This is a genomic window from Kitasatospora sp. NPDC059646, from assembly GCF_042734615.1.
GTDB lineage: Bacteria > Actinomycetota > Actinomycetes > Streptomycetales > Streptomycetaceae > Kitasatospora.
In genome coordinates, this window is sequence record NZ_JBHWDS010000057.1 from 40635 (window position 1) to 52254 (window position 11620).

An 11620-nucleotide genomic window follows, 5' to 3' on the forward strand; every position below is an offset into this window, starting at 1 on the left:
CGCGCGCATATGCCCCGACCAGTCCCGATGGCCCCATTGATCTTTCTTGAAGGAGGAGTGGGGGCCCTGAAAGGATTCGCACGCCATCCACTCACGGGGACGGCTGCGCCGGGCGCGGAGGGGGACGGAATGCTGGAGGCACTGGGGGTGTCGGTCGAGGCCGGCACGGTGTACCGGGCGATGCTCGACCACCCGTTGGACGGGGTGGCGGAGCTGGCCGCCCGCAGCGGGCTGAGCGAGTCGCAGGTCCACGACTGCCTCGACGAACTCGGCGCGCTGATGCTGGTCCGGGTGTCCGCCGACCGTCCGGGGCAGCTGCGCGCGGTGGACCCGGAGATCGGCCTGGCCGACGTACTGGCCCGGCACGAGGCCGAACTCGCCGCCCGGCAGGCCCAGTTGGCGGCGTCCCGGGCCGCCGTGACCAGGATGGTCGCGGAGCGGGCCGAGCACCGGCCCGCGCACGGGGAGCGCCTGCTCGGGATGGACGCCATCCGGGCCCGGCTGGAGCTGATGGCCCGGCAGACCGAGCGCGAGGTGCTGACCACCCATCCGCGCGCCCAGCGCCCCGACGACCTGGACGCCAGCCGTCCCTCCGACAGCGCGGCACTGGCCCGCGGTATCACCATGCGGACGCTCTACCAGGACACCACCCGCCGCCAGCCGCACGTCACGGCGTACGCCAACTGGCTGCTCGGGCAGGGCGGCGAGGTCCGCACCGCGCCCGCCGTGCCGCAGCGGGTGATCATCGTGGACCGGGTCCAGGCGCTCGTCCCGATCGACCCGGCGGACAGCCGCAAGGGCGCGCTGCACGTCACCGAGCCAGGCATCATCGGCGCCCTGCTCGATCTGTTCGAGCAGGCCTGGAGCACCGCCGTCCCGCTCGGCGCGGCCCGGCCGGAGGACCCGGCGACCGGGCTCACCCCGACCGAGCGCGAGCTGCTGCGCCTGCTCGGCGGCGGCCTCACCGACGAGGCGGCCGGGCAGCGGCTGGGCATCTCCTCGCGCACCATCGGCCGCCACATGGCCTCGATCATGGAACGGCTGGACGCCAGCAGCCGTTTCGAGGCGGGCATCAAGGCCGCCCACCGGGGCTGGCTCTGACGGGGTGTCACGGAAGAACGCCCGGCCAACGGGGAGGGTGGCCGGACGTCCGGCGTCCGGGCGTCCGGGGTCAGCGCAGCGGTGCGGGCGCGGTTGTGGCGCGGATCACCAGTTCGGCGTCGAAGAGGAGTTCGCCGGTGGGGGTGTCGCGGTTGCCGACCAGGGCGAGGACGCTGCGGCCGACCTCCAGGGCGAGGCGTCCGGCTGGTGCCGGCCGCTCGCTGGTTGGGGGTGGCGGCGGGGCCGGAATCAGGGGTGGTTGGAGAGGGCGCGGCGCGCCGGTCGGTAACGGGCTTGGTGGCTGTCGGGAGCGCCGGGTATCCCTCGAAGGCAACGCCCCGTCCACGACCCTCGGGAGACGTCCGTGAGCACCCGTCAGAGCCTCGCCCAGCCCGACAACGAGGACCGGGCCGTCGCCGTCGAACTCGCCGAGCCGTCCCGGCCGGGCCGGGCCGTGTACCGGCGCGGCGCCGCCAACCCGAACGGGTCGACCACCGCGCTGCGCGCCGACGTCCTCGGCGCGCTCGGCGTCCTCAAGGTCGCCACCGCCGACCAGCTCCAGCGCCTGCTACGCCCAGCGGCCACGTCGAACAAGGCGATCCGCCAAGCGCTCGGCGACCTCGCCCTGCACGGCCTGGTCGCCTCCGACGGCAACACGAAGGCCCGGCACAAGACGTGGCGTCTGGAGGGCACGGCCGGACTGGAGGCGGCCGGGCACGTCCTCGGCTTGCCCCGCTCGGACATGGGCTCCACCGCCCGCGGCGCCGGCCGCTCCGGCGCCCAGCACGCGATGGCGGTCAACGAGACGATCGCCGCGTTCGTCCTCGGCGGTACCGCGCCGGACGCGGCGGGCGGCGTCGGCACCATCACCGACTGGGCGACCGAGGTGGAGTTCGTCCTGCCGGGCGGGAAGCGCAAGGTGCGTCCGGACGCGGTGTGGCAGGCCCCGGAGATCGGCGTGCCGGTGCTGATGGTGGAGGTCGACCGATCCACCATGTCGCCGGAGCGGGTGGCCGCGAAGTTCACCGCCTACCGCGAGCTGTTCCGCACCAGGGTCCGCGACAACGACCCGGTCCGCTCCGACGAAGCAGCCGCTGACCGGACGGTGCACTGGTGGCACCGCACCTGGCCCGGCCACACCCGGCCCGGGTACCCCCCAGTCGCGCTGGTCGTCACCGACGCCGGACCGGCCGCGCTGGCAGGCCGGCAGCAGGCCGTCGCGGACCTGTCCGCCGACTGCTGGCGCGGCCGGTGGTGCAGAGAGGTCCGCGACTACAACGACGACGGCTGGCGCGAGTACGACGACGCCGTGCCCATCATCGCGACCACCCTTCAGCTGCTGGCCGAGCACGGGCCGCTCGGGCCGGTGTGGTGGCGCTTCGGCCGCTCGGGCCGGCACTCCCTCACCGAGGCGCTGGAGAACCCGAACAACCGGGCCGCCTACGACCTGCGCCAGGCCGCCCGCGAGGACGAGCAGCAACGGGTCCACCAAGAGCTGATGGACTCCCTGGTCTGCATCGACTGCGGCGACGTCCCCGAGGAGGAGAGCACCTGGGTGTACGGCAGCCGCCAATGGACCCGCCGCCCCGGTGGCCGCTGCTGGTCCTGCCACCAGGACCGCGAGGAACGCCTGGAACGGGAGGCCGAAGAACAGCTGGAGGCCGCCCGCACGGCCAACGCCGCGCTGCGCCCGTGTTGGACGTGCCGGGGCTCGATCGGCGGGAAGGAGGGCTCGAAGCTGGAGCTGCGGGAGAAGGCCCGGCCGGACCGGCTGGAGTGCCCGCAGTGCGAACAGGACCGCACCGCAGAAGACTTGGGCCCGCTGATGCTGCCCGTCCCGACCAAGCGCGAGCAGATGGCCGCGCTGGTCTCCACCCCGCATGACCCGTGGTGGGAGGACCGCCTGCTGCACGCCAAGCTCTACCCGGCGAAGAGCCGCAGAGTGTGACCTGTTGGTTGTGGTGGGCGTGAAATGGCCTCGTATAGCTAGTTGTCTGGACCTTTGGTTGTACCTGTCGGGAGGTTGGCGGAGGGTTGGTGGCCCCGGGTTTTGGTGACTGTGTGTGGTGGCTGGGTGGGTCGGGGGCCGGTTGGGGTCGGTCGGGGGCTGGTGGGGTGGTTGTGGGTTGTTTTCGGGGGTGAATTTCGCTTGGTTGTTTTGGTGGATTGGCTGTCGGATGGCGGTCTGAATTCTGGTTGGAATTGCGGTGGTGTGGTGGTGGCGGGGTGGGTGTTCGGTTTCGTGGGGTCGGGCTCCGCGTCGTCTGGGCCTGCTGCGGCCCTGCTCGGCCGCCGCCGTCCCGGGCCCGCCGTCTCCGCCGGTGGCCGTGCCCGGCCGTTCCCCGCCGGTGAGCGTGCCCGCCTTGCTGCGCCGGCCATCCCGGGCCTGCTGCGCCGCTGCCGGTGCTGCGCTGCCGGGCGCCCCGCGCTGAGGGTGCGCCCGGCGGCGGGGCGTTAGCCGCCGTAGGTGGGGGTGGAGGTGGAGGGGCTGTACTGGGTCTGTGAGCCCCCGGCCGTCTGGCTGTTGGCGGCTTGGTTGTCGTGGTTGGTGCCGGTGGCTCCGTAGCCCGTGAGGTCCTGGCCGTAGTTGCTGGCGGTGCCGCTGTGGATCTCGTTGTCCCAGGTGCCGGCGGACCCGCTGGAGGACTGGCTTGAAGCCGTGCTGCCCCACTGGGCGGCGCCTTGTGGTGCGGTGATGGGCGTGTAGGCGGAACCGGCCGAAAGTGTCCCGTACGAGCCGTACGCCGAGCCTTCGGCGTGGGCGGCCCCGATGCTGGCAGCGGTCAGGCCGGCAGCCAGGAGTACGGAACGGGCGATGGTTCGAGATCGCATGGGCATCTCCTCACAGAAGGTGATCTTCACCTGGCTAACGAACCCACCGACGCCGGGTTGCTCGACGATTCCTGTCCCTGCTCCTGGTCGTTCTGGCGGTCGTCCAGGAGTGCTCGGTGGGCTGTCGCGTTGCCTGTCGCGTTGCCTGTCGTGGTGGGGTGGTGTCGTGGGGTGTGACGTGGGCGGATGCCCCTGTTCCCCTGTGTGTGGTCTGGGCGCGACAGGTGGGTGCGACAGGGTGCTGGGGCGGGGTCGGGGTTGCTGCTGGGTGGCGGGTCGGGAGGGCCGGCTTTCTCGGGGGCGTGGTCCTGGTGGTGCTCGGCGGCCGGTGGCGGGCGGCCGGGCAGTGGCGGGCGGGGTGCAACGCGGTGTTGCGCTGGGGTGCAACACGGGCCGCGTTGCGGGTCTGACCAGGCGTTATGTGGCCGGGAGCGGGGGCGGGCGGGCGTGTGGCAGTGCCGTGTTGCACCCGCTGCCCGGTCCGCCGGCTTCGGCGGTTCCCGCTGCCCGCCCGCGCCGCCCGGCGCCGCGCTGCGCCCGCCGCTGTGCCCTGCTGCTGCGTCCTGGTAGCCGTCCTGGTCGGCCGCCAGGCCGTCCCGCTGCGCCGGTGGGCCCGCCGGTCCAGGCCGTGCCCCTTGGAGTCCTGGTGGCTGGTCCTGGCCGCTGTGCTTGCCGTCCTGGCTGTCCGGCCGCTGCCCCCGTGCCCGCCCTGGCCGCCCGGTGCCGCGCCCCGTCCCGCCTCGCTGCGCCCCGTCCAGGCCCCGCCGTCCTGGTCCGGTGTTCGGTTCGGTGGTGCTGCCGCGGGAATTGCTCGGTTGATGCTGGGCGGAATTTTCTGGGCGGTCTGGAAGGGTGGTCGCCCGTGTCGTCGCGGAGGGCCGTAGGCCCCTTTCCAGCGTGTCAGAATTGGATTCCTCGCCGCTGCTCCTCGAAAGGGTGTCGGATTGCCGCCTGAAAAGGAGTGGGAGGGAATTCGGATTCCCGCCGGTGGTGGGGTCGGATAGAGATGGGATGGACGGTTTACGCGAGGTTGTCTATTCGCGTCCCGCGCCCGTTGGCGGACCGGTAGGATAGAGCTGTTCGACGCCCCGGGAAGCATCGCCGGAAACGCTTCGGACGCCCGGTCGGGATTCTCGGTTGAGGGCCCGTCAGGGGCCGCCGTCCGGCCGTTCGTGAGGGCCCGCCACGGGGGCCGGGGAGGCTCGGGCTGGACCGGTGGCCCACCGGCGTCTCCCGAGGGCCGCAGGCCCCGCCACGGGAGCTGCGAATCTGCGGTTTGTTGTCACTGCTGGAATCGGTTGATGTCATCAGGGTGTGGGTGTGGGGTTACCCAGGGCGTGGCCGGGTTGCGGCGGAGCGGTTGGGTCACTTGGATGCCGATGTCCTCTGTCGTCAAGTGACGTTCTCCAGTGACAGTTCAGCGCAGATTCCTATGCCTTCCCGTCCCGGCCGTCCGGGACTGGCCGGGCGGGGGAGCGGTCCTGCGCAGAGAACGGGATACGGTCCGGGGCATGACCGAGCAGGTGTTTGATGCGGCCCGTGTTCTGGGTGAGGGAGTCCCCGACCGCGGGCGGGCATGGGAGTTCCTGCACGCTTTCGCAGCGGCCTGGACCACCCCGCTGACCGACGCGGACGGAGTCCCGGACGGGGAACTGGAGCGGGCCCAGGCGCGGTTGGGTCTACGGTTTCCGGCCGCGTTGCGGGAGTTCTACACCCTGCTCGGCACCCGCACGGACCTGACGGAGAACCAGGACCCGCTGTTGCCGCCCGGCGAGGTGTTCGTCCATGACGAGTTCGGCGGTGTGCTGGTCTTCCGTGCGGAGAACCAGGGCTGCGCCTACTGGGGAGTGCGCCTTGAAGATCTCGGCCGGGATGATCCACCGGTGTTCGTCCAGTCCCGGGACGGCTGGCTGCCGTTCATGGACCGCCTCTCCCTGGCGGCCCTCGAGCTGATCCTCAGCGAGTCCCTGTTCGCCGAGAGCCGTTTCTACAACGCGTGCGAGCTACCTGCAGACCTGATCGAGACACTGCCGCACCGGTTCAAGCGCCTGGCGCTGCCCGACTATCCGCTATGGACCGGGCTGGAGGATTCGCCGGTGCGCTGGTACTCCGCCCCCGGAGTGCTCCTGCGCCTGGACGGCGGCGAGGCGTTCAGCTGGCTGCACGTGGTGGGCCGTACCCGGGCCGGCCTCGAGGCGTTGGAGAAGGCCTTCCCGGCCCGCTGGGCACTGGGCTACCCGCGACCTGCCCCGGTCGAGGTGGACGACCTGCCTTTCTGATCTGAACCGTGCCGCCCGCGCGTACCGCCGCACCGCTCCACCTCTCAGCCGTCGCCGTGCCGTGCTTCTACCGCACGCCCCGTCCTGGTGTCAGCGGAATGCCGGTTGCGCTGTCACCGGGGTGCAGACTCCGGCTTCCTGGATTCAGGACGCCCGTGTGCGGGGGCACGGGTTCTCGCACCGTCCGGGGGAGTAGGGGGGTGCCCGTGCCGAGGGAGGACGGGCCGGCCGACGCGGGGCCGGTGGTGCCGGTGGCGCTGGCGCGGCAGCAGGCGGTGGACCGGCTGCTGGTCCTGGACGCGCGGGGTGAGTTGACGACCGGCCATGTGCGGCTGGTCGCGGACGCGGTGGGGGTGTCGCTGCGCACGGTGTGGCGCTGGCTGGCCGCCGGCCGTGCCGAGGGAAGGACCGGCGCGAAGGGGCGGGAGCGTTTCACGCTCACCCCGCAGCTGCATGCCCGGCTCGTTCTGTGGTGCGGGAACGCGGCCGCGGTGCACCGTGAACTGCTTGCCGAGGCCCGCGCCATGGTCGAAGCCGACGACCCCGACGACGTGGGCGGGCAGGACGACAAGGACGCACCCTTTCCGGTGGCGGTGCCGTCGCTGGCGACGCTGCACCGGGCGATCCGCCGGGACCTCAACCCGGGCCAGCGCGCGGCCCTGACCGGCGGGGAGCGGGCCCGGCGCGGCCACGACGTGCACCTGCGCCGACCCCGCCAGTGGCGCAACGCCTGCTGGGAAGGCGACCACAAGCACGTCCCGGTCGAGGTCGACCTGAACGGCGAGCTGGTGTGCCCGTGGGTGACCTGGTTCATCGACTGCGCCACGAACGCCGTCACCGGCGCCGCCATCACCCCGCACACCCCGTCCCGGGACGCGATCCTGGCAGCGCTGCGCACCGCGATCTTCCGCGACGACGAGGCCGGCCCCTACGGGCCGATCGGCGGCCTGCCGGCCCTGGTGCGCATCGACCGCGGCAAGGACTTCCTCTCGCGCACCGTCACCTCCGCGCTCGGCGCTCTCGCCATCCCCGTCCACGACCTGCCCGCCTACAGCCCGCACCTGAAGGGCACGGTGGAGAACCTCAACCGGTGCGCGGAACGGATGCTCTTCGCCGCCCTCCCCCGCTACACCCACGCCCCCACCCCCTCGCTGCGCCGCCCGGACCGGACCAAGGACGAGACGGCACCGCTGACGTTCACTGCGTTCGTCCGGCTGCTGCTCGAATGGGTCAACTGGTGGAACACCGAGCACACCTCACTAGCCCTGGGCGGCTGTACCCCGCTGCAGGCGTGGCTGGGCGACCCCACACCGATCGAGGACCCGAAACGGGGGCAACTGTGGGCGTTCACGCTGGAGGACGACGGCCGCGCCCGCACCCTCACCAGCAGCGGCGTGTACTGGCGGGGCCGCTACTACGTCGGCGACTGGATGCAGGGCCAGGCCGGGGACGGGACCAAGGTCCGCATCCGGTTCCTGCCCCACCACTCCCACGCGGTCGAGGTCGTCGACGCGGTCACCGGCGCCCGCCTGGGCGCCGCTCACCCGGCCGACGCGGCCACCGACGAGCAACGGGCCGCAGTGTGCCGCACCAGATCGGCCGAGCAGCGCCGGCTGAAGAAGGCCCTGACCGCCGCCGAAAAGCTCCGCACCGAACGTACGCGGCCGTCACCACCCCCCGAATCCCCGAGTCACTCCAGACACTGACCGCCACCGAGGCAGTGGCCGAGCTGGAGGCGGCCGGCGGCCGGGACCTTCAGGCGCTGGCCCTGCCCGGGCTGCTCCCGCACGCCCCGGTCCCGGACGAATGGGTGCTGCCCCGCCCCACGGCGAATGCCGAGCCCGAGCGCGCTGACGGCGGCCCAGAGAACCCACCGGCCTGAACGGCCGCAGTCCGCACCACACCGCAGGCGCACCCGTATCCGCCTACAACCCGTTTCAGGCCCCGTTCGTCGCCTCGGCCCGCGCCCGGCGCCTCTCACTCACCCCGCCGATCCTGGTCGCCCGGCGCCCGCCCGTTCCCACCCGTCGAACCCCTCAGGAGCCCTTCACCGTGACCACCGCACCCGCCGTCCGTCCCGGCATGCTGCCACCCGAGCGCGCCGACCACTACCTGAACCTGGAAGGCGCCTGCACGGTCGCCACCGAGACGCTGCGCACCGCCCGGGACAACATCGCCGCCACCCTGGAGGCCCGCGCGATGATGTGCATCACCGGCGCCGCGGGCAACGGCAAGTCCCTGTCCGTGAACGCCTCGCTGCGCCTGCTCGCGCCGCGCAACTCCTACCGGATCGCGTTCCGGGCCCGGCCCACTCCGCGCGACATCCGCCACGAACTGTTCCGCGCGCTCGGACTGCCCGGCGAGCCTCCCGCCCGGCCGATCGAGTTCGACGCCGTTCTCAAGGACGCCCTCGCCCGCGGTTTCCATGTTCTGGTCTGTGACGAGGCCCAGTGGATGTCGAGGGAGTGTTTCGAGTACTGGCGCTACCTGTGGGACGACCCTTCGACCGACATCGCGGTCGTCTTCGCCGGCGGCGACGGCTGCGCGAACAACCGCCGGCCACCCCCGCCACCCGACGGCCTCCTCCACCAAGCCATCGAGCGCATCCACCGCCTCGCCCACCCCCAACACGCCGCAGCGCTCGCTACAGCCCTCACTACCGGCGCACCCTTCCACCACCTCGCGACCGCCACCCCCGCCGACTACCACCCCGCTTGCCCCACCCTCACCCTCCACGCCCCGCCCCACGGCCGAACCCCCGCGCGCTGCGCCACCTACGAACTCCCGCCCTGGGCCCGCCCCTTGCTGGATGCCGCCACCCACTACCTCCGCCTCACCGGCACCGGCACCCGCCTCCTTTCGCTGCCCGAGCACACGCTGGCGCCTCTGCTGCAGAGCGCCGAGCACTGCCGCCTGCGCCCACCCCAGCACCCCCACCCCGCCAAGCACCCCGCCCGCTATGCCTTTCCCAACGCGCTGCCGGACGGCCCCGACTGGACGGCTTTCGTCGATGTCCCCGATGTGCCCCCGCACCTGAGCGACGCAGCCCACCGCCGCCGGCTCTGGGAAGAGAGCAAACGCTGGCGCGAGTGGGAGCGCATGTACGTCGCAGCGGCCGCCTTCCACGCCGAACACCACCACCTGGATCCCACCGACCCCGGCCACGACGGCCCCTGATGGCCTGGATCACCCGCCAGCGCCACCTCAAAGGCTGCGGCGAACTCGCCCCCGCCCGGATCACCGAACTGGACGCACTCGGCATGATCTGGTCGAAGAACGCCGGCGCCTGGGAACGCGGCCACGCCTACGCCCGCGCCTGGGCAGCCCACACCGGCCACCTCGCCATCTCCGCCAAGGAAACGCTGGACGGCTACGCCATCGGCTCCTGGATGCGCCGCCAGCGCAACGCCGCCGGCCTGGCCGACCACCAGCGCCAGGCCCTCGACGCCCTCGACCCGCTCTGGCAGATCGAACCGGACTGGAACCGCTCCTACCGCCGCCTGACCGCCTACCTCGCCGAAGGCGGCAGCCTCACCGGCCCGGCCAACCGCACCGGCCACGCGAGCGACCCCCACTTCCGCCCCGGATCCTGGCTGCGCAAGCAGATGCGGCACGCCAGCGCCAGGAAGCTCAACCCGCAGCAGATCACCCTGCTGAACGCCCTCACCACCCGCTGAGCGGCGTCAGCCGCTGCCGTCGGCGGTGGACCCGGAGGACCGTCCACCCCGCCGGTCTGCCGGGTGAGCAGAGGCCGGCAGACCGACGCCCAGGTTGTCGGCCGCAGGCCGCGGCCCACCGTGCCACGCCCTGTCCCTGCGTTCCCGCCCGGGGCAGCCGGCCGCCGAGTCGTTGTGGAGGAGTCTGCCGTCGGGTGGACGGCCACACGCCGGCAGTGGCCCGCCGGATGCCGTCACAGGGCCGTTCCGCATCTGCGATGTCCAGCGGCCAGGACGAACCCTTCCGCCGGCCGCAGGCCGGCCTGACGCGTTCCCAGGGGAACCGGTCACAGCTAGGGGGCGTCTTCAAAGCTGATCAAGTGATGAGAGATCATGTCCGCCATGGTGCGTCGTCATGAGTTGTCGGATGCCGAGTGGACTGTCCTGTCGCGGTTCCTTCCGGTTTCGGGGGTGGCCGGTCGTCCGCGGTCGGACGACCGGCTGGTGTTGAACGGGATCGTGTGGAAGCTGCGGACCGGCACGTCCTGGCGGGACGTGCCGGAGCGCTATGGCTCCTGGCAGACCCTCTACACCCGGTTCCGCAGGTGGGCACTGGACGGTACCTTCTCCCGGATGCTCCGGGCGATCCAGGCGGAGAAGGACGCGGCCGGGGACATCGACTGGCTGGTGTCGGTCGACTCCACGATCGTGCGGGCCCACCAGCACGCCACCGGCGGCAAAAAGGGGCGGCCGACCGGGACGAAGCGGGTGATCACGCCCTTGGCCGATCCCGGGGCGGACTGAGCACCAAGCTCCACCTGGCCTGCGACGGACGTGGCCGCCCGCTCGGTTTCGTCCTGACCGGCGGCAACACCAACGACTGCACCCGCCTCGAAGCCGTGCTGGAGGCGATCCGGGTCCCGAGGGTCGGGCCGGGGCGCCCGCGCACCCGGCCCGACCACGTGATCGCCGACAAGGGCTACAGCTCCCGCAAGATCCGCGCCTACCTGCGCAGACGCGGCATCCGCGACACCATCCCCGAACGCGTCGACCAGGCCAACGGTCGCCTCAACCGGGGCTCACGAGGTGGCCGGCCACCCGGCTTCGACCGGCAGACCTACCGACTCCGCAACGTCGTCGAACGCTGCTTCAACCGGCTGAAGCAGTGGCGGGGCCTGGCGACCCGCTACGACAAGACCCGCGAGTCCTACCAGGCCGCCGTCACCATCGCCTCGATCCTGCTCTGGATCTGACCTTTGAAGACGACTCCTAGGGCCCGCCGCCCCCGCGATACCCCGAACGCTGCCACCCGCTGCGCCCCGGCGGACTGACGGGCCACCAGGCTTCGTAGGGGCAGCAACCGTCCGGGCGGAGGCCGGAACTCGCGGTGCCCGCAGGGCACCGGATCCCTTTGAAACAGTGCTGCCGCCCCTGCCCGGATCGAAGGCAGAGCCATTTCCTGAATTTCGCGTCATATCGTCAACGCAGGAGTCAGAGCATTCCCCTCCCCGCAGGGGAGGGGGCATTACCGGAATTATGCGTCACATCGTCAACGCCCCCCATGGCGGGCCGTCAGGCCCATGCCACACCGAAACCCGCCAACCCCAACAACTGAGGCCCCGCCAGGGGCCGTCACCCCCACGCCAATTCGCCGCAGGCGAATGCCATCAACCACCCCCGCCCGGCGCAGCCGGGCCCCCGAGGCGCAGCCTCGGGCCACCACACACGGTGACGCCGCCAGGCGTCACCCCC

At 72.2% G+C, this 11620-nt stretch carries 7 protein-coding genes and 1 pseudogene; 7 read left to right on the forward strand and 1 reads right to left on the reverse strand.

All coding sequences use genetic code 11. The features are described from left to right. The first annotated feature begins 129 nt into the window (after nt 1–129). Both ACFV1L_RS30430 and ACFV1L_RS30435 read left to right on the forward strand, forming a co-directional pair. Complete coding sequence (locus ACFV1L_RS30430; protein WP_380371899.1) at nt 130–1101, forward strand: LuxR C-terminal-related transcriptional regulator; 972 nt, start codon at nt 130–132, stop codon at nt 1099–1101. A gap of 364 nt (nt 1102–1465) precedes the next feature. Continuing rightward, nucleotides 1466–3049, forward strand: coding sequence for a replication-relaxation family protein (locus ACFV1L_RS30435; protein WP_380371902.1), 1584 nt, complete (start codon nt 1466–1468; stop codon nt 3047–3049). A 506-nt stretch (nt 3050–3555) separates the two neighbouring features. Here ACFV1L_RS30435 and ACFV1L_RS30440 read toward each other — a convergent pair. After that, nucleotides 3556–3933, reverse strand: coding sequence for a hypothetical protein (locus tag ACFV1L_RS30440; RefSeq protein WP_380371904.1), 378 nt, complete (start codon nt 3931–3933; stop codon nt 3556–3558). A gap of 1511 nt (nt 3934–5444) precedes the next feature. On the opposite strand from ACFV1L_RS30440, the gene ACFV1L_RS30445 reads away from it, so the two are divergent. From ACFV1L_RS30445 to ACFV1L_RS30465, 5 genes and pseudogenes are all read left to right on the forward strand, one after another. Next, the gene (locus ACFV1L_RS30445) at nt 5445–6212 is read left to right on the forward strand and encodes an SMI1/KNR4 family protein (protein WP_380371906.1); all 768 of its coding nucleotides are present in this window, start codon (nt 5445–5447) and stop codon (nt 6210–6212) included. 275 nt (nt 6213–6487) lie between these two features. Further along, nucleotides 6488–8094, forward strand: a pseudogene (locus ACFV1L_RS30450) (ISNCY family transposase). Between the two features lie 170 nt (nt 8095–8264). Beyond that, a complete protein-coding gene (locus ACFV1L_RS30455; protein ID WP_380371908.1) occupies nt 8265–9389 on the forward strand; it encodes an ATP-binding protein in 1125 nt (374 codons plus the stop codon). Next, entirely contained in the window at nt 9389–9889 is a 501-nt protein-coding gene (locus tag ACFV1L_RS30460) for a helicase associated domain-containing protein (RefSeq protein WP_380371910.1), read from the forward strand. Before ACFV1L_RS30455 ends, ACFV1L_RS30460 begins: the two co-directional genes overlap by 1 nt. Nucleotides 9890–10270: 381 nt before the next feature. After that, nucleotides 10271–11121 (forward strand): IS5 family transposase gene (locus ACFV1L_RS30465; RefSeq protein ID WP_380371913.1). Its coding sequence is split into 2 segments (ribosomal slippage): nt 10271–10633 and nt 10636–11121, totalling 849 coding nucleotides; the frame shifts between segments, so codons are not numbered across the junction. Nucleotides 11122–11620 lie beyond the last annotated feature (499 nt).

Coding starts and splice junctions, on each gene's coding strand:
- ACFV1L_RS30430 (WP_380371899.1), top strand. CDS start 130: ATGCTGGAGGCACTGGGGGTGTCGGTCGAGGCCGGCACGGTGTACCGG.
- ACFV1L_RS30440 (WP_380371904.1), bottom strand. CDS start 3,933: ATGCGATCTCGAACCATCGCCCGTTCCGTACTCCTGGCTGCCGGCCTG.
- ACFV1L_RS30445 (WP_380371906.1), top strand. CDS start 5,445: ATGACCGAGCAGGTGTTTGATGCGGCCCGTGTTCTGGGTGAGGGAGTC.
- ACFV1L_RS30460 (WP_380371910.1), top strand. CDS start 9,389: ATGGCCTGGATCACCCGCCAGCGCCACCTCAAAGGCTGCGGCGAACTC.